Source organism: Fundidesulfovibrio agrisoli (assembly GCF_022808715.1).
In the GTDB taxonomy this organism is placed as follows: domain Bacteria; phylum Desulfobacterota; class Desulfovibrionia; order Desulfovibrionales; family Desulfovibrionaceae; genus Fundidesulfovibrio; species Fundidesulfovibrio agrisoli.
Map to the genome: position 1 here is coordinate 124,688 of NZ_JAKZKX010000006.1, position 22,906 is coordinate 147,593.

The 22,906-nt window shown below is 68.2% G+C and carries 22 protein-coding genes; 9 read left to right on the plus strand and 13 right to left on the minus strand.

Going from position 1 to position 22,906, the window contains the following annotated elements; translation table 11 throughout:
* Positions 1-133: 133 nt before the first annotated feature.
* Positions 134-988: an AraC family transcriptional regulator gene (locus MLE27_RS06525; RefSeq protein ID WP_243311250.1), complete on the minus strand. Its 855-nt coding sequence runs from the start codon at positions 986-988 to the stop codon at positions 134-136.
* 18 nt (positions 989-1,006) lie between these two features.
* Positions 1,007-1,327 carry a carboxymuconolactone decarboxylase family protein gene (locus MLE27_RS06530; RefSeq protein WP_243311251.1) on the minus strand — a complete coding sequence of 107 codons (321 nt, stop codon included), beginning with the start codon at positions 1,325-1,327 and terminating at the stop codon, positions 1,007-1,009.
* Positions 1,328-1,518: 191 nt separating this feature from the next.
* Here MLE27_RS06530 and MLE27_RS06535 point away from each other — a divergent pair, with 191 nt between their 5' ends.
* The 3 genes from MLE27_RS06535 to MLE27_RS06545 are packed head-to-tail and all read left to right on the plus strand — an operon-like array spanning position 1,519 to position 5,856.
* Positions 1,519-2,472 carry a magnesium transporter CorA family protein gene (locus MLE27_RS06535; protein WP_243311252.1) on the plus strand — a complete coding sequence of 318 codons (954 nt, stop codon included), beginning with the start codon at positions 1,519-1,521 and terminating at the stop codon, positions 2,470-2,472.
* Between the two features lie 37 nt (positions 2,473-2,509).
* Positions 2,510-3,538, plus strand: a complete 1,029-nt coding sequence (locus MLE27_RS06540) for a sensor domain-containing diguanylate cyclase (protein WP_243311253.1) — start codon at positions 2,510-2,512, stop codon at positions 3,536-3,538.
* Positions 3,535-5,856: a PAS domain-containing hybrid sensor histidine kinase/response regulator gene (locus MLE27_RS06545; protein WP_243311254.1), complete on the plus strand. Its 2,322-nt coding sequence runs from the start codon at positions 3,535-3,537 to the stop codon at positions 5,854-5,856. The genes MLE27_RS06540 and MLE27_RS06545 overlap by 4 nt, the downstream gene beginning before the upstream one ends.
* Before the next feature lie 7 nt (positions 5,857-5,863).
* Here the strand turns inward: MLE27_RS06545 and MLE27_RS06550 are convergent, their stop codons facing one another.
* Positions 5,864-6,442, minus strand: a complete 579-nt coding sequence (locus tag MLE27_RS06550) for a rubrerythrin family protein (RefSeq protein ID WP_243311255.1) — start codon at positions 6,440-6,442, stop codon at positions 5,864-5,866.
* A 299-nt stretch (positions 6,443-6,741) separates the two neighbouring features.
* On the opposite strand from MLE27_RS06550, the gene fba reads away from it, so the two are divergent.
* The 4 genes from fba to MLE27_RS06570 all read left to right on the plus strand — a co-directional run bounded on the left by fba (position 6,742) and on the right by MLE27_RS06570 (position 10,212).
* Positions 6,742-7,665, plus strand: a complete 924-nt coding sequence (fba, locus tag MLE27_RS06555; RefSeq protein ID WP_243311256.1) for a class II fructose-1,6-bisphosphate aldolase — start codon at positions 6,742-6,744, stop codon at positions 7,663-7,665.
* Positions 7,666-7,757: 92 nt separating this feature from the next.
* Positions 7,758-8,747, plus strand: a complete 990-nt coding sequence (gap, locus tag MLE27_RS06560) for a type I glyceraldehyde-3-phosphate dehydrogenase (RefSeq protein ID WP_243311257.1) — start codon at positions 7,758-7,760, stop codon at positions 8,745-8,747.
* A 119-nt stretch (positions 8,748-8,866) separates the two neighbouring features.
* The gene (locus tag MLE27_RS06565; RefSeq protein WP_243311258.1) at positions 8,867-9,250 is read left to right on the plus strand and encodes a response regulator; all 384 of its coding nucleotides are present in this window, start codon (positions 8,867-8,869) and stop codon (positions 9,248-9,250) included.
* 20 nt (positions 9,251-9,270) lie between these two features.
* Positions 9,271-10,212: a hypothetical protein gene (locus MLE27_RS06570; RefSeq protein ID WP_243311259.1), complete on the plus strand. Its 942-nt coding sequence runs from the start codon at positions 9,271-9,273 to the stop codon at positions 10,210-10,212.
* 82 nt (positions 10,213-10,294) lie between these two features.
* Here MLE27_RS06570 and MLE27_RS06575 read toward each other — a convergent pair whose 3' ends face one another.
* The 9 genes from MLE27_RS06575 to MLE27_RS06615 all read right to left on the minus strand — a co-directional run bounded on the left by MLE27_RS06575 (position 10,295) and on the right by MLE27_RS06615 (position 19,290).
* Positions 10,295-10,873 carry a lytic transglycosylase domain-containing protein gene (locus MLE27_RS06575; protein ID WP_243311260.1) on the minus strand — a complete coding sequence of 193 codons (579 nt, stop codon included), beginning with the start codon at positions 10,871-10,873 and terminating at the stop codon, positions 10,295-10,297.
* Positions 10,874-10,923: 50 nt separating this feature from the next.
* Positions 10,924-12,354 carry a PilZ domain-containing protein gene (locus MLE27_RS06580; protein ID WP_243311261.1) on the minus strand — a complete coding sequence of 477 codons (1,431 nt, stop codon included), beginning with the start codon at positions 12,352-12,354 and terminating at the stop codon, positions 10,924-10,926.
* A gap of 188 nt (positions 12,355-12,542) precedes the next feature.
* Positions 12,543-13,748: a diguanylate cyclase gene (locus MLE27_RS06585; RefSeq protein ID WP_243311262.1), complete on the minus strand. Its 1,206-nt coding sequence runs from the start codon at positions 13,746-13,748 to the stop codon at positions 12,543-12,545.
* A gap of 5 nt (positions 13,749-13,753) precedes the next feature.
* Positions 13,754-14,128, minus strand: a complete 375-nt coding sequence (locus MLE27_RS06590) for a DUF1987 domain-containing protein (protein WP_243311263.1) — start codon at positions 14,126-14,128, stop codon at positions 13,754-13,756.
* A 25-nt stretch (positions 14,129-14,153) separates the two neighbouring features.
* Positions 14,154-14,684: a SiaB family protein kinase gene (locus tag MLE27_RS06595; protein ID WP_243311264.1), complete on the minus strand. Its 531-nt coding sequence runs from the start codon at positions 14,682-14,684 to the stop codon at positions 14,154-14,156.
* A 50-nt stretch (positions 14,685-14,734) separates the two neighbouring features.
* Entirely contained in the window at positions 14,735-16,747 is a 2,013-nt protein-coding gene (locus tag MLE27_RS06600) for a SpoIIE family protein phosphatase (protein ID WP_243311265.1), read from the minus strand.
* 147 nt (positions 16,748-16,894) lie between these two features.
* Positions 16,895-17,470 carry a hypothetical protein gene (locus MLE27_RS06605; protein WP_243311266.1) on the minus strand — a complete coding sequence of 192 codons (576 nt, stop codon included), beginning with the start codon at positions 17,468-17,470 and terminating at the stop codon, positions 16,895-16,897.
* Between the two features lie 10 nt (positions 17,471-17,480).
* Positions 17,481-18,311, minus strand: a complete 831-nt coding sequence (locus MLE27_RS06610; protein ID WP_243311267.1) for a DUF2092 domain-containing protein — start codon at positions 18,309-18,311, stop codon at positions 17,481-17,483.
* Positions 18,312-18,420: 109 nt separating this feature from the next.
* The gene (locus tag MLE27_RS06615) at positions 18,421-19,290 is read right to left on the minus strand and encodes a radical SAM protein (protein WP_243311268.1); all 870 of its coding nucleotides are present in this window, start codon (positions 19,288-19,290) and stop codon (positions 18,421-18,423) included.
* A 246-nt stretch (positions 19,291-19,536) separates the two neighbouring features.
* On the opposite strand from MLE27_RS06615, the gene MLE27_RS06620 reads away from it, so the two are divergent.
* Together MLE27_RS06620 and MLE27_RS06625 are read left to right on the plus strand one after the other, a co-directional pair.
* On the plus strand, positions 19,537-21,345 hold the full coding sequence (locus MLE27_RS06620; RefSeq protein ID WP_243311269.1) for a methyl-accepting chemotaxis protein: 1,809 nt from the start codon (positions 19,537-19,539) through the stop codon (positions 21,343-21,345).
* Between the two features lie 12 nt (positions 21,346-21,357).
* Positions 21,358-21,834 carry a chemotaxis protein CheW gene (locus MLE27_RS06625; RefSeq protein ID WP_243311270.1) on the plus strand — a complete coding sequence of 159 codons (477 nt, stop codon included), beginning with the start codon at positions 21,358-21,360 and terminating at the stop codon, positions 21,832-21,834.
* A gap of 441 nt (positions 21,835-22,275) precedes the next feature.
* Here MLE27_RS06625 and MLE27_RS06630 read toward each other — a convergent pair whose 3' ends face one another.
* Positions 22,276-22,905 carry a PqiC family protein gene (locus tag MLE27_RS06630; RefSeq protein WP_243311271.1) on the minus strand — a complete coding sequence of 210 codons (630 nt, stop codon included), beginning with the start codon at positions 22,903-22,905 and terminating at the stop codon, positions 22,276-22,278.
* Position 22,906 lies beyond the last annotated feature (1 nt).

The following is a 22,906-nucleotide window of genomic DNA, read 5'->3' on the forward strand; positions in this document are numbered from 1 at the left end:
TCCCTTTCGGCTTCGCGCTCACGCTGGCGGCGAACCGTGCACTCTGCTCATACGGGATTCCAAAGGGAGGAACTCCCTTTGGCGGGAGAGTCCAGAGAGGGCAGCGCCCTCTCTGGCCGCCGGAGGCATTCCCTTACGGCCTCGCCCCCAACAAATACTGCCTCGGCGTGGCCCCCATGTAGCGCCTGAACACCCTGTTCAGGTGGCTCTGGTCCACGAATCCGGCCTCCAGGGCCACTTGCGCAATGGGCGCGCCCTCGGCCAGCATCCGTTTGGCCAGGTTCACGCGCAATTGGGTCTGGTAGGCGTGCGGGGTCAGCCCGCGCGAGCGCCTGAACACCCGCAGCAAATGGCTTGGGGTCAGGCCGGAGGCCTCGGCCAGCTCCTCCAGGCGGATGGTCTCCGCCGGATCGCGGGATATGGCCCGCACCACCGCGCTCACGGCCTCGCGCTCCGCCGCGGGCTCCCCCTCTCCCAGAAAGTAGGCGGGCGCGCGCAGCAGCCTGCGAAGCGCCACGCGCAGCAGGGCGAGCTTCTCCCCGGCGGGGGCGTCCCCCTCCAGGGCGCGGGCCAGGGGCGCGAAGGCCCCGGCCGTGGCCGGGTCGCAGACCACGGCCGGGCGCGCGGCCCCGTCATCCGCAATGCACCCTTCGGGGGGCGCGGCGGGCTCCCCGGCCAGTTCCAGGCGCAGGGCCTCGAACCAGGCCGGGGCCAGGTAGTACTTGCGGTAGTCCATGGCCTCGCCCGGCAGGGGATTGCAGGAGTGCGGCTCCTCCGCCGGGAAGAACACGGCGGAGCCGGGCCCGGCCTCACGCGTCTCGCCCCGGCAGCTCAGGGCGTAGCTCCCCCCGCGCACCACGGCCACGGAGACCGTGTCGTGCGTGTGCACGCCGAAGGGCGCGCCCTGGATGAGCGAGCTGCGCCACTCCAGGAAACCGAGCTCCGGGTCGCGCCGGAACACCGAGGCGCAGGGCGGGGTCTTGCGCATGGGCGGGGGCTGGCGGGCCTAGTCCTCGTCCAGGGCCTTGCGCACCCAGCTCATGGCGGCGGCCACGGTGGGGAAGCCGATGGTGGAGGTCAGGCCGATGAGGGCGTGGTAGATCTCGTCCAGGCTGGCCCCGGCCTTCAAGGCGCGGCGGGCGTGGGAGAGCACGGAGCCCTCGGAGTGGCTGGCGGCGGCCGCCCCCAGCTGGATCAGCAGGAGGGTCTTGCTGTCCAGGGGGCCGCAGCCGTGCACGGCCTTGCCCAGGTTCTCCACGGCCTCGATGTATGCCGGGTGCTTGGCGCGAATGATCTCGTAGTGCTTGGGCTTGAGTTCGTCCTTCATCGATTTCTCCCGCTGAGTGGTTTCGTGACCTTTCCGTGACATGGGGATGGCAAAAAGTCCACGGCGGGAGGGGGTTGGGCGCGACTCCGGGCGTCTCATGGTTGACCGTCACGCGCGCTCGGGGATATGCAACGCGGGGCGATACCGGTCGCCGGCGGACGCGCCGGGGCCGCCTGCCCCCCGGAGGAAGGATGATCACAATCTACGGACCAGGATGCACCATCCTGGACGACCCGGACGGAGCCTGCGAGGGCTGCTGGATCGACCTCATCGAGCCCCGTTCGGAAGACATATCGCGGGCCGCGCGCATGGCCGCCGTGGACGAGAAGCTCCTCCGCCACGCCCTCGACATGCACGAGCGCCCGCGCATCGAGGTGGACGACGACGCCACCCTGGTGGTCATCCGCACGCCGCACATCGAGCAGAACGGGGACCAGCGGCGCTACTCCACCGTGCCCATGGGCATCCTCTTCACGCGCGCGAACGTGGTCACGGTCTGCCAGATCGAGGACGAGTCTCTCACCCACATCCTGAGTATCAGCAGGAGCGCGCCGGACGGCTTCAAGCAGGAGCGCTGCCTCTGCAACATCGTCAAGCACGTGACCATGCTCTACATGCACCACCTCAAGGAGATCTCGGCCAAGATCCAGGAGGTGGAGCGCGACCTGGCGGAATCGCCCTCCAACGATGACCTCAAGTTCCTGCTGAACCTGCGCAAGGCCGTGACGTACTTTCACGCGGCCCTGAAGAACAACGACCTCATCATCGACAGGATCGCGCGCAAGGGCCTGGCCGTGTGCAACAGCTACAAGCTCATGTTCTCCGAGGACGACCTGGACATCTTCGACGACGCCCTCATCGACATCCGCCAGGGCATCTACATGTCCAAGATCTTTTCGGAAGTCCTGGACTCCACGGCCAATGTCTATTCTTCGGTCATCTCCAACAACGTCAACCAGATCATGAAGATCCTGACCTCGCTGACGGTCATCCTCATGGTCCCCACGCTCATCACCAGCATGTACGGCATGAACATCCCCCTGCCCCTGCAGGAGGCGGAGCACGCCTTCGGGGTGGTGGGGGTGGTGTCCATCATCATCACGAGCGGGGTCATCCTGTTCCTGCGTTTCAGAAGATTGCTGTAGCGTCCCGGGCGGGCCCCGAGCCGGGGCCGGAGGCATCATGAAGAGCGCCGGCAAGACGAAAGAGCAGTTGCTGGAGGAGATCGCCGAGCTCCGCCTGCGCGTGGACGGGCTGGAGCGCGCCTGGGCCATGGTGCGCGATTCCGAGGAGCGCTACCGCAAGCTGCTGGAGTCCGTGACGGACTACGTCTACACCGTGAAGGTGGAGCACGGGCGCGCCGTGGGCACCACCCACGGGGCGGGCTGCTCCCGCCTGACCGGCTACGACCCCGAAGACTTCGAGCGCGACCCGCTGCTCTGGCTGAACATGGTCAGCGAGGAGGATCGCGCCGCGGTGCTGGAGCAGGCGGACAGGATCCTGCGCGGCGAGGACGCCATGCCCCTGGAGCACCGCATCCTGCGCAAGGACGGCACGCTGCTCTGGGTGCGCAACACCCCGGTGGTGCGCCGCGACGCCTTCGGCCGCGTGGCCTTCTACGACGGCATCATCCAGGACGTGACGGCCTCCAAGGGCGTGGAGGCCAAGGCCATGCACGACGCCCGGCACGATCCGCTGACCATGCTCCCCAACCGCCACCTCATGCTCGACAGGCTGGCCGAGCTCATCGACGCCGCCAGGCGCGAGGGCGACAAGGTGGCCGTGCTCTTCGTGGACCTGGACAACTTCAAGCCCATCAACGACACCCTGGGCCACGCCATGGGCGACGAGGTGCTCAAGGAGGCGGCCGCCCGGATGCAGGGTTCGGTGCGCTCCACGGACACGGTGGCCCGCGTGGGCGGGGACGAGTTCGTGGTGCTCCTGGGGCGGCAACGCGGCGGGGCGGGCGCGGCCGAGGTGGCCCGCAAACTGGTGGCCGCGCTCTCCAAGCCCTACCGCAGCCTGGGCGGGGCCGCCGGGCCGGGAGCCAGCGTGGGCGTGAGCCTGTACCCCGATGACGGGGCGGACCCTTTCACCCTGATCCGCGGGGCCGACGAAGCCATGTATCACGTCAAGAACCACCAGCGCGGCAGCTTCGCCTTCGCCTCCAGCCTGACGCGCCTGAACCATCCGGGGGCTGACGACGCATGAAGCACGCCCCCGACGCCGCCATCCGCCAGTCCGCTCCCGCCCGGCCCGCCGGCGCAGGCGCGGGGGAGGGCATGTTCGAGGCCATGTTCCGGGGCCACGTCTCCGCCATGTTCCTGCTGGACCCGGAGACCATGGAGGTCCTGGACGCCAACCAGGCCGCCCTGGACTTCTACGGGTGGGACCCGGCCGCATTGGGCGGGATCACCCTGGCCAGCTTCTGCACGAACGGGGCCGCCTGCCTCGAGGCCACCAGGAGCGTGTGCAGGTTCGCGGGCGGGCGGGTGGCGGTCTGCAAGCACAGGCTGGCGGGCGGCGAGGTCCGCGACGTGGACCTGCGGGTCTCGCGCATCCGGACGGACCAGGGCGAGGTGCTCTTCGCGGTGGTGGGCGACATCTCGGACCGCACCCAGGCGGAGCAGGCCCTGCGCGACTCCGAGGCCCGGTTCCGAAGCATTTCCGAGAGCGTGATGGAGGGCATCTTCCAGGCCTCGCCCGAGGGCTCCTTCCAGTGGGTCAACCCGGCCTTCGCCAGGATGCTCGGCTATCCGGGCCCCAGCGACGCGGCGGGCCGGACATGCGTGATGCTCGATCCTCCCCTCGAGGACGGCGAGGATTTCGGCGGCTTCCTGGCCGGGGCCGCGGCGAGGGGGAGCCGCAGGGAGGTCCGCCTCCGGCGGGAAGACGGCAGCCCCATCTGGGTCTCGCTGCACGTATGGGCCCAGCGCGGCGACGGCGGGCGCGTGCTGCGCTACGAGGGCGTGGCCGAGGACGTCACGGCCCGCAGGCAGGCCGAGGCCGAAAGGATGCTGCTTGTGGCCGCCGTGGAGCAGGCCGTGGAGGGCATCGCCATCACCGGGGCGAAATGGTCCGTGGAGTACGCCAACCCGGCCTTCTTGGCCGTCACCGGCCTGGGGCGCGGCGAAACCCTGGGCCGCCCCCTGTTCGGGATGTTCATGGCCGCGCGGCCGCCCCTGCCCGGGAAGCAGATCGCCGCCGCGCTGGCCGAAGGCCGCGAGTGGACGGGCATCATCAGCCAGCTGCGCCCCGGCGGGCACTGCTTCACCGCGGAGACGACCTTCAGCCCCATCCGCGACGCCGCGGGCCAGGTGAGCAACGCCGTGCTGCACCTGCGCGACGTGAGCTACCAGGAGAGGCTGGAGAAGCGCCTGCGCCGGGCCCAGAAGCTGGAGGCCGTGGGCACCCTGGCCGGGGGCATAGCACACGACTTCAACAACATCCTCACGCCCATCCTGCTCAACGCCGAGGTGGGCATGCAACTGCTCGAACCGGGGGACATCCTGCGCAAGCCCCTGGAGGACATCATCAAGGCCGGGGTCAGGGCCAGGCAGCTCATCAAGCAGATCTTGGCCTTCAGCCGCCGGGGCAGCCTGCGCTCCATCCGCGTGGCCTTGGCCCCGCTGGTGCGCGAGACCATGGAGCTGATACGCCCCACGCTGCCCGCCGGGGTGGAGGCCTCCTTCGACGAGGGGCCGGAGCCGTTGGCCGTCATGGCCGACCCGAGCCTCGTGCACCAGGTGCTCGCCAACCTGATGGACAACGCCCTGCACGCCATGCGGGAGCGCGGGGGCACCCTGTCGGTGGCCCTGGCCCGGCACGAGGCCCACGGGGGCGACCCCACCGGCGACACCGCCCTCGCGCCCGGGGAGTACGCCCTGCTGACCGTGAGGGACTCGGGCCACGGCATGGACGCCTCCCTGCTGGAGAAGATCTTCGTCCCCTTCTTCACCACCAAGCGCCCGGGCGAAGGCACGGGCATGGGCCTGGCCACGGTCCACGGCATCGTGCGCTCCCTGGGCGGTGCGGTGCGGGCGGAGAGCGAACTCGGGCGCGGCAGCCTGTTCAAGGTCTATCTGCCCCTGGCTCAGCAGCCGGAGGAGGGCGCGCCCTCCACAGGGTGCGCGCGCGGTGCTCCGCTGGGGTCCGCGGCGCCCCGGGCCCTGGTGGTGGACGCCCAGGCCTTCTCGCGCCAGGCCCTGGCCATGACCCTGCGGGAATTGGGCTACAAGGTCACCACCATACGCGACGCGGCCAGGGCCCTGAGCGTGTTCGGCCGGGTGCCCGCGCACTTCGAGGCGGTGCTGGCGGGCGAGAACCTGCACGGCATGTCCGGTTGGGAGTTCCTGGCCGCCTGCCGCCGGGTGCGGGCCGAGGTCCGGCTGGTGCTGCTGACCGACCAGGCCGAGGACGGGCGCGGCGCGGCCGTGGCCGACGCGGTGCTGGCCAAGCCGGTTTCCCGGCATGAACTGGCCCGGGCGCTGGCCCGGCCCGGTGATGACGGGGTCGCTCCCCCCTGTTGAGCGGGGGCTAGCCGTCCAAAGGCGGGGCCGCCTGGAAATGCCCCCTGTGGTGGGCGCAGGCGGGGCAGCGCTCGGGCGCTTCGAGGCCCTGCGTCGTCCAGCCGCAGTGGCGGCAGTACCATAACGTGGGTTCGGTGCGGGAATGGAGCGTCCCGGCGGAGAGGCGGTCGAACAGGGCGCTCAGGCGCGCCGCGTGCCTGGCCTCGGCCTTGGCGATGTTCTCGTAGAGCAGGGCGATCTCCGTGAGGCCCTCCTCCCGGGCCGTCCTGGCGTAGCCGGGGTAGACCAGGCGGGAGACGGCCGCCTCCTCCGTGATGGTCCCGCGCAGGTTCTCCAGGACGGAGCCCAGCGCGGCGCCGTTCACATGCACCACCGCCTCGCCGCCGGCGCCCCCGAGATGCGACAGGAAGCGCTTGGCGTGCACGCGCTCCTGCTCGGATATCTCCAGGAACACGGACCGGATCAGGTCCTGCCCTTCCTTGCCCGCCTGCTTGGCGTAGTAGGCGTAGCGGGTGGCCGCCTGGCACTCCCCGGCGAATGTGGCCAGCAGGTTGCTGCGGGTCTGGCTGTCTTCCGGTGCGGTCATGTTTCCTGCTCCAGGGCTGCGGTTTTTCGATGCCGGTTCCGCCGGGTGTAATACGGCCGGCGGCCCCGCGTCCACGCATTCCTCCGGCCGGGGGACAAGTTGGAATACTTATCAAGCACCTACCGCCCCAGGGTGGCCCGCGAGCCGCGTGGCTGCTGCGTTCCCGGGGCGCGAACGTCCGCTTTTCATTGACAAAAAAGCCGCTCCGGGGCTAGGCTCGCGAGGCTGTCGCGGCGCTTCGCGCCGGGCCCGCACACCCCACGACACAACCGCCCGCGTCCCGCAAGGAGGAGAGCGTCATGCCATTGGTATCGCCCAAAGAGATGTTCGAGAAAGCCTATGCCGGCGGCTATGCCGTCGGCGCGTTCAACGTCAACAACATGGAGATCGTCCAGGGCATCATCTCCGCAGGCAACCAGGAACGCTCCCCGCTCATCCTCCAGGTCTCGGCCGGGGCGCGCAAGTACGCGGGCGAGAACTACATCATGAAACTCATGGAAGCCGCCATGCAGGACACCGACCTGCCCGTGGTGCTCCACCTGGACCACGGCCAGAACTTCGACATCTGCAAGAAGGTCATGGACGCGGGTTTCACCTCCGTGATGATCGACGGCTCCCACCTGAGCTTCGAGGAGAACATCGCCCTCACCAAGCAGGTCGCGGAATGCGCGCACGCCCAGGGCGTGTACGTGGAGGCCGAGTTGGGCCGCCTGGCCGGCGTGGAGGACGAGGTCAGCTCCGAGCACAGCGTCTACACCGATCCCGATCAGGCCGTCGAGTTCGTCGAGCGCACCGGCTGCGACTCCCTGGCCATCGCCATCGGCACCAGCCACGGGGCCTACAAGTTCAAGGGCGAGGCCAAGCTGGACTTCGAGCGCCTGGAGAAGATCGGCAAGCTCATGCCCGGCTACCCCCTGGTGTTGCACGGCTCCTCCTCGGTGCCCCAGGAGTTCGTGAAGATGGCCAACGAGCACGGCGGCAAGGTGGGCAGCGCCAAGGGCGTCCCGGAGGAGATGCTGCGCCGCGCCGCCTCCGGCCCGGTGTGCAAGATCAACATCGACACCGACATCCGGCTGGCCATGACCGCCGTGATCCGCAAATACTTCGACGAGAACCCCGAGCACTTCGACCCCAGGCAGTACCTCGGCCCCGCCCGCGACGCCGTGCGCGACATGGTGGCCCACAAGATCAGGAACGTCCTGGGCTGCTCGGGCAAGGCCTAGCGCAGGCTCCCCGGAAATCATGACTGCCCCCGAGGGGGCATGCAGCAACATCATACGCGGCCGCGAGCATCCCGGCCCGCAAGGAGAAGACAATGGCGATCAAGATTGGCGTGAACGGATTCGGACGCATCGGGCGGTATCTCACCCGTCTCCTGGCCGACGACAAGGACATCGAGATCGCGGTCATCAACGCCCGCGCCTCCAACGCCGACCTGGCCCGCCTCCTCAAGTACGACTCCGTGCACCGCACCTTCCACGGTGAAGTGGGCACCTGGGAGGACGGCATCACCGTCTGCGGCAAGAAGATCCTGGTGACGCGCTGCAACTCCGGCGAGTGGAAGTGGGGCGAGCTGGGCATCGACTACGTTGCCGAGACCACGGGCAAGTTCACCGAGCGCGACAAGGCCGCCCATCACCTGGCCTGCGGCGCCAAGAAGGTGCTCATCTCCGCGCCCGCCAAGAACCCGGACTGCACCGTGGTCATGGGCGTCAACGAGCACATCTACGATCCGGCCGCCCACGCCATCGTCTCCTCGGCGTCCTGCACCACCAACTGCCTGGCCCCGGTGGTCAAGGTCATCAACGACGCCTACGGCATCAAGCACGGCCTGATGACCACCATCCACGCCTACACCATGAGCCAGCGCATCCTGGACGGCTCCCACAAGGATCCCCGCCGCGCCCGCGCCGCCTGCGTCTCCATGATCCCCACCACCACCGGCGCGGCCCGCGCCACCACCATGGTGCTGCCGGAGCTGGCGGGCAAACTGGACGGCTACTCCATCCGCGTCCCGACCCCCGACGGCTCCATCGTTGACTTCACCTGCGAAGTCTCCAAGGCCGTCACCCGCGACGAGGTCAACGCGCTGCTCAAGGCCAAGGCCAGCGACGCCATGGGCTACACCGACGAGCCCCTGGTCTCCGTGGACTACCTGGGCGACACCCACGGCGGCGTGGTGGACGGCCCCCTGACCGCCGTCATGGACCAGACCATGGTCAAGGTGGTCATCTGGTACGACAACGAGGCCGGGTTCACCAACCAGTTCGTGCGCCTCATCAAGCTGGTCGTCTCCAAGGGCTAACACAAGGATTGCGCGGCCGGGGGCCAGGGCCTCCGGCCGTTCCGTTTTCAGGCCGTATCGATTGCGGGGTGCGACGGGTGGTTAACCGGAAGATTGAGACGTCAGACACCGCCACGAGGTTGTCCAAGGCGACCGTGCTGGTGGCCGAGGATACGCCCGTCATGCGCGAGCTCATCTGTTCCCTGCTGGAGCCCCTGGGGCTCGGGCGGGTGCTGCAGGCCTCGGGCGGCCAGGAGGCCTGGGAGCTGCTGGAATCGGCCGGCGCGGACGTGGTGGTGGCCGATTGGCTCATGCCCGGCATGAACGGCCTGGAGTTGCTGGCCGGCATGCGCGGCGACGACCGTTTCGCCAAGGTGCCGTTCATCATGGTCACCGGCGTGCCGGACAAGCGCGTGCTCGGCCAGTGCGGGGCCTATCCCGCCACGGACTGGATCCTCAAGCCTGTGGACGGTTCCGAGCTCAAGCGCAAGCTGCTCAAGGCCCTGGGCCGCCCCCACAGCTAGCCCCGCGGAGCCTTTCGCCAATGAATCCCCTTGTCGCCGTGGTCCGCGACGCGGTCCGCGTCAGCCTGGACCTGTTCAAGGTCATGGTGCCCATCATCATCCTGGTCAAGGTGCTGCAGACCATGGGCGCGGTGGACTACATCGCCGCCCCGGTGGAGCCCCTGATGGAGCTGGTGGGCCTGCCCGCCGGGCTGGGCCTGGCCTGGGCCACGGCCATGCTCTCCAGCATCTATTCCGGGCTGGTGGTGTTCTACGCGCTGGCCCCCTCCATGGGGCCGCTCAGCCAGGCCCAGGTCACGGTGCTGGGCGTGCTCATGCTCATCGCCCACAACCTGCTGGTCGAAGGCCAGGTCACCAAACGCTGCGGCGTGAGCTTCTTCGGCCAGAACCTGCTGCGCGTGTTCGGCGCGCTCGGGTGCGCGTGGATATTGCACGCCATCCTGGAGGGCGGGGGCTACCTGGCCCAGCCCGCGCGCATCCTGCTCGCGCCCCAGCCGCAGGACGCCTCCCTGGCCGGGTGGGCCTTGGGCGAGCTCAAGAACCTCGGCTGGATCTTCCTGGTCATCCTTGCGCTCATGGCGCTCATGCGCGCGCTGAACGCCGTGGGGGCCACGCGCCTGTTCGAGGCAGCGCTGGAGCCCTTCCTGCGGCTCATGGGCATCGGGCGCAAGGCGGCCACTGTCACGGTGATCGGCATGACCATGGGCCTGGCCTACGGCGGCGGCCTCATCATCCACGAGGCCCAGTCCGGCAAGCTCTCCAAGCGGGACATCTTCGCCTCGGTCTCGCTCATGAGCCTCTCCCACGCCCTCATCGAGGATACGCTGCTGCTCACCCTCATCGGCGCGAGCCCCTGGGGCACCATGGTGGCCCGTCTGAGCTTCTCGCTGGTGGTCATCGCGGTGCTGGCCCGGGTGGTGCCCATCCGGGAGGATGTCGCGCCCGCGGCGGGGAAGGGCTGAAGGGAAGAGAGAGAGATGCCTCCGGCGGCCAAAGGGAGTTCCTCCCTTTGGAATCCCTTCCGGCTTCGCGCTGGGGGCGGAGTTATTTCTTCGGCTTCTCGCCCAGGTCCTGGGCGCTGGCGGAAAATGAGAAAAGATTTTTGCCCGTCTTGAGCACGATGTAGCGGTTGGAGACCGAAGCCACGTACTTCTGCGTCTCCGGTATGGGCGGTATCCCCGCGCTCCTGCGCACGGCCTCCGGCCCGGCGTTGTACGCGGCCAGGGCCAGCCTCACGTCCCCGAAAGCCTTGATCTGCTCCTTCAGGTAGCGGCAGCCCGCGTCGATGTTGGCCGCCGGGTCGAAGGCGTCCTTGAGACCCAGGTCCTGCGCGGTGCCGGGCATGATCTGGGTCATGCCCTGCGCGCCCTTGGGCGATACGGCCTGGGCGTCGCCGCCGGACTCCACCTCCACCAGCGCCTGCAGCAGGGCGCGGTCGATCCCGTACTTGGCGGCGGCCTGCTTGATCCAGAGTTTCACCTGCGAGTCGGCGATTCCTTTGGGAATGCGGAAATCGAACTCGCCGGGTTCATGCTCCTTCTCGGCCGCGAGGCAGGGAAGGGCGAGGACCAGGCAAAGCAGGGCGGCCGCGACGGCGGGGAGGGGGCGTGTGTTGGTGCGCATGGCCAGGCTGTGCCAAAGCGCGCGGGGAATGTCCAGCCGGGGGGGCGTCGTCAGACGCCCGCCGCCTCCATGCGGGTCATGAATGAAGCCAGCAGGGGCAACTGGTGCTTGCCCGCCTGGAACACCAGGCCAAGGGAGACCCGGTTCTCCTTCATTGTGAAGTTCTTGATCCTGGCTTTCAGGCTCTCGACGCGCAGCCCGTCCAGCGGCAGGGTGAGGTGCACCGTGTCCCCGCTCATCACGTTGACGACGCCCTCCTGCCCGTCCAGGTTGGCAAGCACGCGGCAGCCGCCCATGCTGATGTCCGTGACGTAGCCGCTCACGCGCATCATCTCGCCCTCCAGGGCGGCGGGCATCATGCAGTGCACGCGCGGGTGCAGCCTGCGTTTGAGCACTTCGATCTTCTTGGGGCAGGCGAAGAACACCAGGGGGCGCGGCTTGGTGATGAACTTGAGCACGCAGGTGCGGAACCCGAAGTAGGAGCCCTGCTTCTCGAACCGGCCGCGCAGGCCCATGCCCGGCTTGGGGCAGCAGCCCAGGGCGGTGAGCGGCATCTCCGCGATGATGCACTCCGGGACGTCCACCGCCACCACGCTGGAGGCGTCGTAGAGGTGGTTGCCCGTGAACTGGAGCTCCAGGGGCTGGGCCACGGTGAGGCTCACGTCCGCCCCGTCGCTGACGTGGGCCGTGGCGTCGCGCAGGGCCTCGGATTCCAGCGGGGCGTGCGCCCTGCTTGTGGGCGGGGGCGAGTTCAGGGCAGCCGCCAGGGAGTCCTCCCGGCGCAGGTTCTCCACCATGATGAGCTCGCACACGAAACGTTCCGCCAACTCGGAGCTGCGCCCCTCATGGAAGGACATGCACAGGGCCACGGCTGCCCCGTCCTGCTGCACGGAGCGCAGCTCTCCGGTGAAGGTCTCCATGCGCAAGCCGCTCACCGGCAGGCGGATCTCCAGGGGGGCGCCGTGGTGCAGGGGGGGGCCTCCGTTGCGGGGATGGCTGGAGGTCACGATGCGGCAGCCGCCCACGCTGAAGTCGCTCAGGTGCCCCTCGCAGGTGAAGCCCTCGCCCACGGCGGTGGCAGGCAGCAGGCATTTGTGGCGCACGTGGCGGCGCAGCGCGCGGGAGCGCACCTCCTGCGGGTAACCCAGAAAGAGAACGTGGACGGGGTGGCTCAGTGCGGCGAGGACTTCGGAATGGAAGGCGTAGACCGTGCCGTCCTTCTCCAGGAGCACGTCAACGCCCGATCCGGGGCGCGCGGACCGGGCCGCCTGGGAAGCGGCGGGAGGCCGGACCACGATGAACTCTCCGCGCTTGAGCCCGAGCACCTTGGCGCGCTCGGCCCGCTCGGACCCGGCGCAGCGGATGGTCATGGGGTGGCCGGGCTCCAGCAGCAGGCTGGCCAGGCCGAGGCTGTCGGGGCAGGCCACCGCGGCGGCAGAGCCGCAATACCTGTCTCCGTCGTCCGAATTTTCCCAGTACATGCTCGGTCTCACGCGGAACGCTGAGCGTTGGCGGCCGTGCGCCTTGCGGAGCCGGGTGCGGCGGGATGCCGCGGCCTGCATCGGGCAGGAGAGCCCCAAGCCTGCCTGGTCACGACATTATCCTGCGAAACTCCCTCTGGAAAGTCGGAAAACACGAATTCCGCCAGAGAATCCGCAGGGCTGTGCGGTCAGCGGGGCCCCTCGCCGGGGGCCTGTTCCCGCTGGGTGGCGGTCACGGTCCTGTCGCGGCCCTGGGCCTTGGCCTCGTAGAGGGCGTTGTCGGCGGCGGAGATGGCCTTGTCCAGGTCCGACCCGGGGAGGACCGAGGCGATGCCGAAGCTCATGGTCACCGTGATGGTGCCTCCGTTCCAGCGGGTGGGTGTGTCGCGCACCAGCTCGCCCAGTTTCCGGGCCACGTTGTGGGCGGCCTCGGCTCCGGTCTCGGGCAGCAGTATCATGAACTCCTCGCCGCCCCAGCGGGCGCACAGGTCCTCGGCGCGCAGGTGGGACTGCATCAGGGCGGCCACGTTGCGCAGCACTGCGTCGCCGCACTGGTGGCCGTGGGTGTCGTTGACCTGCTTGAAATGGTCCACGTCGCCCAGGATGAGCGTGAGCTCGCTGTTATGGCGCTGCATCCGGTTGTGCTCGGCCTCCATGCGGTGGGTCATCTCCCAGCGGTTGGCCAGGCCGGTGAGCAGGTCGGTGCGGGCCAGCAGCTCCAGGCGCATGTTGAGGTCGCGCAACTGGGACTGGTAGGAGTCGGAGATGGTCACGGTCTTGGCGAAGCGGCGCGCCAGCTTGGAGTAGCGGTGCACCAGGCGCTCCAGGTCCTCCTCGAATTCCGGGGCTTTGGCCTCCACCCTGGCGGCCAGCTCCCTGGCCTCGCGCACGTACTGGTCGTCTGTGACGATGGAGGGGCGGTTGCGCGTTCTGGGCTTCGACGGGGGCTGGGGGGGGGCCTCGGCATTGGGAAGCGGGCTCGCCTCGGCGGCGCCCATGCGGGCGTAGGTGGACTTGAGGCAGTCCGGGCAGATGCCCTGGGAGAACATGATGTCCGCGTTGCGGCTGAGGAAAGTTTCCAGCTTCTGCCAGTAGTCCTCCGACTGGGGGCGCACCCTGCGGCAGTAGACGCACAGGGGCAGGGCCACCTCGCGCAGCTGGTTGATCTTGGTCATGGCGCGCTCCAGCTTCACGGCCAGCTCCTTGACCTGGCGCTGGTAGCCGTCGCTGATGAGCAGCGTCTTGTAGAGCCTGCGGGAGAGCGTGCGGTATCCGTCGGCCAGGATGGCGTACTCCGACTGCAGCGCATCCGGCCCCGGCGGGTCCAGCAGGAACTCCCCGCAACGGTCGAGGAGGGGGTCGTCCTGCGCGGGGGTGGCTCTCTTGGGGCTCATGGGTACTACTCCTGGGGCACGAGGTTGAACTCGAAGGTGACCTCTTCCTGGAATTCCTCGGCCAGGTCCAGGGCTCGGGGGTTCTCGCTGTCGTAGCGCCAGAGCACACTGGCGGCGAAGCCCTTGGCCGAGGCCTCCTCCAGGATGTCGAGCAGGTCGAGCATGCACTTGGTGCTGCTCGAGTTCATGTAGCTCACGTGGATGTCCAGGCGCAGGGAGTCCAGGGCGGCGACGGCCTCCCGCAGCCAGCGCATCACGGGGTCGTAGAACTCGAAGGAGTTCTCGGGGTAGGACTCTCCCGAGATGCGCAGCGTGCTTGTCTGCGCGTCGTAGGCGATCTCCGGGGAGGTGGAGGTCATTGCGATGTCGAGCGGTTGCATGGGGGCTCCTTGACCGTCGCCGCGGCTACACCGTGGCGGCGAGGCTGAAGAATGCGTACTTCCCGTCCAGGTCGCGCACGCTGTAGCTGAGCTTTTCCGGGCTTCTGCGGGCTATGTCCAGCAGGCCCAGGCCGGCCCCGAGCGCGCCGGGCTGGCGGTCCTTGCGCATCTGCTCCTTGTAGCGGGCCTTGAGCCCGGCCGGGTCCAGGGCGTTGATGGAGTCGATGTTGGCCAGCAGGGGCGGGATGTCCTCCCGCAGGACCACATTGCCCGAGGAGACCTGGTAGCGGCCGTTCTTCCTGGCGATGGTGATGATGGAGGAACCCTGGTCCCCGGTGGGCAGCGTGCGCGTGGCGCAATAGTTTTTCACGTTCTGGGCCAGCTCTATGTAGGCGGCGAACACGTCCATGACGGCGGCCTTGGCGATGTTCTCCGCGCTCAGGTGGTTGCGCACGGCCTGGCCTATCTCGTCGATGATGCTGTGGGAGAACGGGCCCGTGAAGCAGATCATCACGCCTGATTTGGAAAGCTCTTCCCTGATGGCGAACAGGTCCATGTTTCCTCCGGTTGGAACCGCTCCGGGGGCGGTCCGTTCGTTGCCGGGGTTCAGATGCTGAACCCGAGCATGGCGATGTCGTCGCGCTGCTTCCTTGCGCCCCGGTACAGGGCCAGGGCGTGCTCGAAAGCCTCGGCCTGACGCTTGAGGGGCGCGCCCGCATGGGCCAGGATCATCTCCCGGAAGCGCTCGGGGCCGAAGCAGTAGCCTTTATCCCCGCCGCCTTCATCCAGGAAGCCGTCGGTGACGGCGTAGTAGACATCCCCGGCGCAGTCCGAAAATTCGTGGGTGGTATAGGCGTATTCCTTGAATTCGCCCCGGTAGCCCAAGCGCCGCCTGTCCCCTTTGATCTCCGTCAGCACTCCCCCGCGCAGCCTGTAGAGCGGGAGCCCCGCCCCGGCGAAGAGCACGCGGCCTCCGCCCGTTCCGTCGCGGTGGATCACGCACAGGGCCATGTCCAGCCCGCAGTCCAGCGAGCCCTCGCCGGTTTCGTGCAGGCCCAGGGTCTCGCGCAGGACCCCGTCGAACCTGCTCAGTATCCGGGCCGGGTCGCGGCTGTCCAGGGTGTCGAGCACGTGGTTGAGCACGGAGTGCGCGGTCATGGTCATGAACGCGCCGGGCACGCCGTGGCCCGTGCAGTCCATGAGCGCGGCCACGCTCAGGCCCTCGAACCGGCGCAGGTAGATGAGGTCGCCGCCCACGATGTCGCGGGGGAGGTAGAGGCTCATGTGGCTGGCGAAGGCGCGGTCCATCAGGGCGGGCCTGGGCAGGATGGACTGCTGGATGGTGCGGGCGTAGCGCAGGCTCTCCATGATGCGCTGGCGCGACTCCCGCAGGTGGTCGTTGGCCTCGGAAAGCTCGGCCGTGCGGCCCAGGACCATCTGCTCCAGGTTCTGAGTGTAGTCCAGAACCTTGGCGGTCATGGCGTTGAAGCTCTGGGTCAGCTGTCCGATCTCGTCGTTGCGGTCCACGGGCAGGGTGACGTCGTAGCGCCCCTGGGCCACCTCCAGCGAGGCCCTGTTGAGCCGGGCCAGAGGGCCGATGACGATGCGGCCCAGCAGCCAGCCCACCATGACGATCACCGCCAGCAGCGAGAGCACCAGCAGGGCCAGCACGGGCATGAACACCCGGGAGCTCACCACGCCCGAGACGTTCACCAGGGCCACGGTGTACCAGCCGATGCCCGGCAGGGCGGTGACGGCGGCCAGGGTTTCTCCGCCCTCGAGATGCACCGGGAAGGACTCCACGCCCTGCGGCGACCCGTCCAGGGCCTGGAGGGCCTGGCGCATGCGCTGCTGGTCCTGCGAATTGCGAAGCATGGAATACAGGGTGGTCTTCTTGGAGTCGTCGCGCTCCATGGCGTTGCGCTTCACCACGTCGGGGTCGCCCCAGGCCTGGAGCACCCCGGCCCGGTCCACGATGGCGATGGAGACCGCCTCGTCACTCGCGCCCACGGCCTCGCGCAGGAAGTCGCCCAGGTCGATGCCGCCGCCGCCCACGCCGATCTTCTCGCCGCCTGCGCCGCGCACCACCACGTTGAACCAGACCTTGGTGACGTTGAAGGAGGGGTTGTGGTCCAGGTTCAGGGCGAAGGAGTCCACCTTGGAGAGCGTTTCGAAGAACCAGGCGTCGGCGGGGTGGTCGCGCCGCAGGATGCGGGTCTGCACCTCGCCCTTCTGGTCGCGTTCGGCGATGTAGTACCGGGCGGAGGACTTGAGCGCCAGAAACACGCTCCTGTCGCGGAACTGGCGGCGGTAGTTCTCGAGTTGCTCCAGGGCGGCCTGGCGAAGGGCGGGGTCGGCCTCGTCGGCGGCCCAGCGGCGCACCAGGGGGTCGCCTGCCAGGGTGCGGGCCAGGGCCTCCTCCCGGTCGATGATGGTCATGACCTTGTTGCGCTCGAGCAGGGCCTGCTTCACGGCGATGCGCTGGGCGAATTCGCCCAGGATGCTGTGCGTGACGAAGGCGAAGGCCACCAGCGACCCGGCCGCGGCCAGCAGATAGACCAGGGCCACCGCGAGGTTGAACTTCGCCTTGAGCGAAAAACGGCGTGTCGAATGGATCATGTGGACGACGGTGATGAGGTGACCTGCTGCAGACGGTCAGAGCTGCCGTAACCGCGCTGTCAGCCTAGCACCATGCGCCGCAAGAATCCAGCCGCAGTTGGCCCCGCCGGGGGCGCGCCGCGCCCCCGGCGGGATGAGCGATGATCTTTAGGGGCAGGGTATCTGCTCGTAGACGGTGCGGCCGCCGTCCTGCATTTCCCGGTAGCATTCCCTGTCCACCTTGTAGACGGTCCTGCCGGAGGAGCTGATGGCGATGGCCGTGGCGGGAAGCACCGTGAGCATGGCGCCCATGGCCATGCCCGCGGCCACGGCTCCGCCGCTCGGCCCGTAATAGCCGCCGTAGTAGCCGGGGCCGGGAACGGGAACGGGCACGGGCACCGGCGGCGGGACCACGCGGCCCCTGGGCACGGCGACGGCGTTGCCGCGCGGACCCACTGCCGCGCCGCCGCCGTAAGGCCCCCTGACCGCCGCGCCGCCGTACGGGCCACGGGCGGCGGCCCCGCCGTATGGCCCCCTGACCGCAGCGCCGCCGCGCGGGCCCACGGCCGCCGCGCCGCCACGCGGGCCCACGGCCGCCGCGCCGCCACGCGGGCCGACGGCCCCTCTGGCCATGGCCTCCAAGGGCTGGCTCCAGTCGCCAAGCAGCAGCATCCCGGCCGCCAGCCACCCGCACAGGCCCAGCGTGCAGGTCCGGGCAGCGCTTCGAAGAAGAGTGCGTCTCATCTGGTGCCTCCTAGTTGACGGCCTTCGCGGCGGCCCTGCTCTTGGCCTTGCCGGCGGGTTTGGACGCTGCCGGGGTGAACAGGGCGTCGTCGCGCGTGGTTCCCTCAGGGGCGGTGAAGGCGAAGGTCTTCGCCGGGATGGGCTTCTCCTTCCAGGCGCTGAACGTGGCCTGGAACTGCGGGTCATTGGGCAGGGTCTTGTCGGTAATGAGCATCTTGGCTGGCAGGGCGGGGCCGTTCTCCGGCACCCAGAGCTGCCAGTCCGCGCCGGGGGCCTGGAAGAAGAGGTGGTCGCAGACGACGTGGTTCACCACGGCCTTGCCCACGTGGATGGCCGCGGTCATCTTCAGGCGCGCGCAGGGCTGGCTGACGATCAAATCCCCAAGGGGCGACTCCAGCCCGTAGACGTCGGCCAGGCGGTCCAGCACGGCGTCGATGGTCATTTCGGCGGGGATCTGGCTCCAGATCTTCTTTTCGGGCTGCAGCACGGTGAAGGTCTTGCCGTCGAAGAAGGAGGCGGCCTTGATGTCGTCGCCGGAAGTTACGACGCGGAAGGCGTCGGGGCGGCGAACGCTGATCTGCATGACGCGGGAATACTGCACCTTGGAGCCGTCTTCGTAGACCTTGTCCAGGGCCACGTCGGCGTGGAAGGAGAACTCCTTGAGCGCGGACAGGGCCTTGCAGCTCTTCTCAAGGACGTCCAGTGCCTGAGGTTCCAGGCGGGATTGTACGTCTTTGGGCTTGCCCTGGTCGGCCGTGCCGGCGGCCGCGGCCAGGCCGGGGAGCAGCGCCGCCAAGGCCAGGGCGGCGATACCCATGCGTATGCGGGCGGGGAAAGACATGCGGGCCTCCTTGATGGGGATTCTTCGAGAACGACAGGTATATGGCTCACGAATAGCCCATCGGGGGCTTCAGTGCCAATACGAAATAGGGCTGAACGGGTTGGAAATTTCAGAGCCGGCGGGCGCGTTCCGGCTTCAGGGGGAGTGAGCCGTCCAGGGCCGCGTCCAGCAGGTCCAGTCCGTGCTGTTTGTCGCGCGGCATGCGCAGCTTGAGCGGCACATGGTTGGAGGCGTGGTCGGCCAGAAAGAGCCCGCGACGCATGTCGGCATGGGCCAGCAGCTCGCGCAGCTCGCGGACCATGCCCGGCCCGTCCGGCAGGGTGAAGCGCCCGGCCCGCACGTCCTCCCAGAGGGGGGTGCCCGGCACGGGGATCACGCTCAGGGAGGCGGCCTGATCCGGCTCCATGAGGGTCAGGGCGCGGCCGGTGAGCCGCGCGTGGCGGCGCCAGCCCTCGGCCCCGCCCAGGCCCGCCAGCACGGTGACGCAGAGCTTGAGCCCCGCCTGGCGCACTTTCCGGGCCTCTCGCAGCATGTCCTCCAGGGTGGCCTTCTTGTTCATGCGGGCCAGCACCTCGTCGTCGCCGGATTCCAGGCCCATGTACACCGCGGCCAGCCCACGCTCCCGTAACCGTTCGAGATCACCGGACGTCTTGTTCTTCAGACCCCTGGCGTTGGCATAGCTCGAGACCCGCGCCACCCAGGGCAGGCGCTCTCGCACCCGCGTGAGGATGCGCTCCAGCCGGGCCTGGGGCATGGTCAGGGCGTCGCCGCTCAAGAGGAACAGGCGGCGCTGGCGGGTCATGTGCCTGGCGGCGAAGTCGATGTCCTCGAAGACCTGGGCCTCGTCCTTGATGCGGAAGCGCTCGCGCGGATAGGCCCCGCAGAAGGCGCACTTGTTGTGGGTGCAGCCCACCGTGGCCTGGAGCAGGATGCTGTCCGCCTCGCTGGGCGGGCGGATGACGTTGCCTTCGTAGTGCATGGGCTCCTCATCGGGGCGTCGCCCCGGCGTCACCCTACATCCCGACGGCGGCCTTCGCCAGGGAAAGCTGCTTCCGGGGCGTAACCATGAGAATTCTTTCGTGTTGCAAGCATATTTGGTATGGGATAACATATCGCTGCCATAGGAGTGACGTAGCGCCGGGGCTCTGTATCGTGATCGTGGATGCCGGGTTGGGACTTGAGGGGTTCGCTTCGCTCAATCGCATGTCGTTCAACCGGGGGGATCATGAAGCTATCGACCAAGCTCATTCTGTCGTTCTCGGCGGTGTTGGCCTTGATGGCCGTAACCAGCGTGGCGGGCATCATGGCCATGCGCAGCATCAACGCCAACTCTCATGAAATCGCGACGAACTGGCTGCCCAGCGTCAAGGTGGTCGGAGCGATCACGCGGGACGTGCAGGACATCCGCAGGTTCGAGTACGCTTTGTTCGTTGCGGAATCCGGCGAGCGCGATGCCGCCATCAAACGCTTGGGCGACATAAGCAAGTCGTTCGATAAGAATGTCGCAACGTACGAGCCCCTGATATCCTCCCCGGAAGAAAAGGCCATCTACACGGAATTCAGGAGCCAATGGCTCGAATATCTGACGCTCCACAAAAAATTCATGGATGAGGAGGCCGCGGGCAACGACACCCAGGCCAAGAAAACCCTGGCTGTGGATGCCGCCAAGCCCTATCGTGCCTGCATCGACCAGATGCAGAAGCTTATCGACCTGAACGACAAGGGGGCGGCCACCGAGGCTGAACTGGCCCGCAGCAATTATGAAAGGGGCCTGATGGTCTCCATCACCCTGTTTGCGGCGGCCGCGTTGGCCACGCTGGTGATCGCCTTCGTGCTCATCCGGGGCGTGATGCGCCAGCTCGGGGAGGACCCGGGCTACCTCTACGAGGTGGCCTCCAAGATCGCAGGCGGCGACCTGGACGTCCGTTTCAAGGATGCGAAGGTGCAGGGCGGAGTGTACGAAGTTCTGCGCGGCATGGTCGGCACCCTTAAGCAGAAGATCGGCGAAGCCGAAGAGAAGAGCGCGCAGGCCGCGCGCGAGGCGGAAGCGGCCCGCGTGGCCACGGCCGAGGCCCAGGAGGCCAAGGCCCTGGCCGAACGGGCCAAGGCCGAGGGCATGCTCCAGGCGGCGGTGAAGCTGGAGGGCGTGGTGGAGATCGTCTCCAGCGCTTCCGAGGAGCTTTCCGCCCAGGTGGAGCAGTCCAGCCACGGCGCGCAGGATCAGGCCCAGCGCATCGGCGAGACCGCCACGGCCATGGAGGAGATGAACGCCACCGTGATGGAGGTGGCCCGCAACGCCTCCAAGGCCGCCGAAACCACCGAGAAGGCCAAGGACCGCGCCGAGTCGGGGTCCAAGGTGGTCAGCCGGGTGGTGGACGGCATCGGCCAGGTGCAGAACCAGGCCCTGGGCATGAAGGAAGACATGTCCCTGCTGGGCAAGCAGGCGGAAGGCATCGGCCAGGTCATGAACGTGATCTCCGACATCGCCGACCAGACCAACCTGCTGGCCCTGAACGCCGCCATCGAGGCCGCCCGCGCGGGCGAGGCCGGGCGCGGGTTCGCGGTTGTGGCCGACGAGGTGCGCAAGCTGGCCGAAAAGACCATGACCGCCACCAAGGAAGTGGGCGAGGCCATCCACGGCATCCAGCAGGGCACGCAGAAGAACATCGGCAACGTGGAAACCACGGTGAAAACCATCAATGAGGCCACCACCCTGGCCGGAGAATCCGGCGAGGCCCTGGCCGAGATCGTGAAGCTGGTGGAGGCCGCGACGGACCAGGTCCGCTCCATCGCCACCGCTTCGGAGCAGCAGTCCGCCGCCAGCGAGGAGATCAACCGCTCCATCGAGGATGTGAGCCGCATCTCCTCCGAAACGTCGGACGCCATGCGCCAGTCGGCCATGGCGGTGTCTGAGCTGGCCAACCAGGCCGGCGTGCTGCGCGGCCTCATCGAGGATATGAAGTCAGAAAGCGGCGGCGCGGGCGGGGCCCTGCCCGCCGGCAAGCCGAAGGCATTGCCCGGACGTACTCACTAGAAGGGGGAATCGATGGCTGAAGAACACCAAAGGAACGACGGCACGCTCCTGCAGCTGGTCACCTTCAACATCTCCCAGGAAGAATTCGGGGTGGACATCCTGAAGGTGCAGGAGATCATCCGCATCATGGAGATCACCAAGGTGCCCCGGGCGCCCGAATTCGTCGAGGGAGTCATCAACCTGCGGGGCAAGGTGATCCCGATCATCGACCTGCGCAAGCGTTTCGGCATGGCCTCGCGCGGGCACGACAGCCAGACCCGCATCATCGTCATCGAGATCAACCAGATGATCGTTGGCTTCGTGGTGGACTCGGTCTCCGAGGTGCTGCGCATACCCGCCAGCACGGTGGAGCCGCCGCCGTCCATCATGTCCGGCATCGAGTCGGAATACATCAGCGGCGTGGGCAAGCTGGAAGACCGGCTGCTCATCCTCATCGACCTGGACAAGCTGCTCTCCTCCGAGGAGCAGGGGGCGCTGGGCACCGTCTAGCGGTCCCGGTTTCCAACGGCATCAAAAGGCCGGGGAGCGATTTGCTCCCCGGCCTTTTGCGTTCATGCTCAGTGGCTCGTCTCCGCCGCGCAGGCCGAAGGCGGAGACAGTCCGTTCGTGTGCGGTGTCGTGGAAGGTGGGACCGCCATGGACGCGAAGCGGAAAGGGAGTGCAGAGGGACGAAGTCCCTTTGCCCGCCGGAGGCATCTTCACATCCGGCAAGAGCAAGGGGAGAAGAAGCCTCCGGCGGCAAAAGGGAGTTCCTCCCTTTTGAATCCCTTTCGGCTTCGCATTCAGGGCGGGGACGCTCAGTACGAGCGTGACGGTGTGGAAAAATAGTCCGCTCCAAATGCGAAGCGGTATGGGAGTGCAGAGGGCCGAAGGCCCTTTGCCCGCCGGAGGCATCTTTACATCCGGCAGGCTCTGACGTTCAGCCTCGGGCTACTTCTTCTTGAGCCCGCCGAAGGCCTGGGCGATCTCCTGCGAGAGCCGGGCGACGAGCCTGCTCTGCGCGGCGGCCAGGGCGTCGTAGCCCGGCCCGGCCACGGATTCCTGCAGGGTGGAGGACTTCCAGACCAGCAGCTCGCCCTGGGAATCCAGGATGGACCAGCTGGCCCGCAGCACGGCCGTATGCGCGGGCGCGCCGTCGAAGCGCAGCACCTGCAGGGCCACCTGGTAGTCCGGGCGCACGCCCACGGGCCAGGGGTGCAGCACCAGGGGGCTGGCGCAGAGCGAGCCCTCCAGGTTCTCCAGCAGCACGCGCTTGAAGTTCTCCTGCAAGGGCTCCACCCATTGCTCGAAGTCGGCCACCTGCATCTGGTTGCCGCCCTGGCGCACCACCATCTGGGCGCGGTCCAGGTAGGCGGGGAAGTCCACGGGGCCGACGCCCAGCGAGAAGCAGGGCGCTTTGGCGGGCTTGGCCTCCTGGGCGGGCGCGCCTTCCTGCGTTGGGGCCGCCTGGCCGGAGTTCAGCGAATAGAAGTGCGTGGGCGCGCTCTTGCCGCAGCCCGCCAGCAGGGCGGCGGCCAGCAGGAGGAGCAGGGGCAGGGCGATGCGATGCGGTGCGGTCATG

Coding starts and splice junctions, on each gene's coding strand:
- MLE27_RS06525 (WP_243311250.1), bottom strand. CDS start 988: ATGCGCAAGACCCCGCCCTGCGCCTCGGTGTTCCGGCGCGACCCGGAG.
- MLE27_RS06530 (WP_243311251.1), bottom strand. CDS start 1,327: ATGAAGGACGAACTCAAGCCCAAGCACTACGAGATCATTCGCGCCAAG.
- MLE27_RS06535 (WP_243311252.1), top strand. CDS start 1,519: ATGATCACAATCTACGGACCAGGATGCACCATCCTGGACGACCCGGAC.
- MLE27_RS06540 (WP_243311253.1), top strand. CDS start 2,510: ATGAAGAGCGCCGGCAAGACGAAAGAGCAGTTGCTGGAGGAGATCGCC.
- MLE27_RS06545 (WP_243311254.1), top strand. CDS start 3,535: ATGAAGCACGCCCCCGACGCCGCCATCCGCCAGTCCGCTCCCGCCCGG.
- MLE27_RS06550 (WP_243311255.1), bottom strand. CDS start 6,442: ATGACCGCACCGGAAGACAGCCAGACCCGCAGCAACCTGCTGGCCACA.
- fba (WP_243311256.1), top strand. CDS start 6,742: ATGCCATTGGTATCGCCCAAAGAGATGTTCGAGAAAGCCTATGCCGGC.
- gap (WP_243311257.1), top strand. CDS start 7,758: ATGGCGATCAAGATTGGCGTGAACGGATTCGGACGCATCGGGCGGTAT.
- MLE27_RS06570 (WP_243311259.1), top strand. CDS start 9,271: ATGAATCCCCTTGTCGCCGTGGTCCGCGACGCGGTCCGCGTCAGCCTG.
- MLE27_RS06575 (WP_243311260.1), bottom strand. CDS start 10,873: ATGCGCACCAACACACGCCCCCTCCCCGCCGTCGCGGCCGCCCTGCTT.
- MLE27_RS06580 (WP_243311261.1), bottom strand. CDS start 12,354: ATGTACTGGGAAAATTCGGACGACGGAGACAGGTATTGCGGCTCTGCC.
- MLE27_RS06585 (WP_243311262.1), bottom strand. CDS start 13,748: ATGAGCCCCAAGAGAGCCACCCCCGCGCAGGACGACCCCCTCCTCGAC.
- MLE27_RS06590 (WP_243311263.1), bottom strand. CDS start 14,128: ATGCAACCGCTCGACATCGCAATGACCTCCACCTCCCCGGAGATCGCC.
- MLE27_RS06595 (WP_243311264.1), bottom strand. CDS start 14,684: ATGGACCTGTTCGCCATCAGGGAAGAGCTTTCCAAATCAGGCGTGATG.
- MLE27_RS06600 (WP_243311265.1), bottom strand. CDS start 16,747: ATGATCCATTCGACACGCCGTTTTTCGCTCAAGGCGAAGTTCAACCTC.
- MLE27_RS06605 (WP_243311266.1), bottom strand. CDS start 17,470: ATGAGACGCACTCTTCTTCGAAGCGCTGCCCGGACCTGCACGCTGGGC.
- MLE27_RS06610 (WP_243311267.1), bottom strand. CDS start 18,311: ATGTCTTTCCCCGCCCGCATACGCATGGGTATCGCCGCCCTGGCCTTG.
- MLE27_RS06615 (WP_243311268.1), bottom strand. CDS start 19,290: ATGCACTACGAAGGCAACGTCATCCGCCCGCCCAGCGAGGCGGACAGC.
- MLE27_RS06620 (WP_243311269.1), top strand. CDS start 19,537: ATGAAGCTATCGACCAAGCTCATTCTGTCGTTCTCGGCGGTGTTGGCC.
- MLE27_RS06625 (WP_243311270.1), top strand. CDS start 21,358: ATGGCTGAAGAACACCAAAGGAACGACGGCACGCTCCTGCAGCTGGTC.
- MLE27_RS06630 (WP_243311271.1), bottom strand. CDS start 22,905: ATGACCGCACCGCATCGCATCGCCCTGCCCCTGCTCCTCCTGCTGGCC.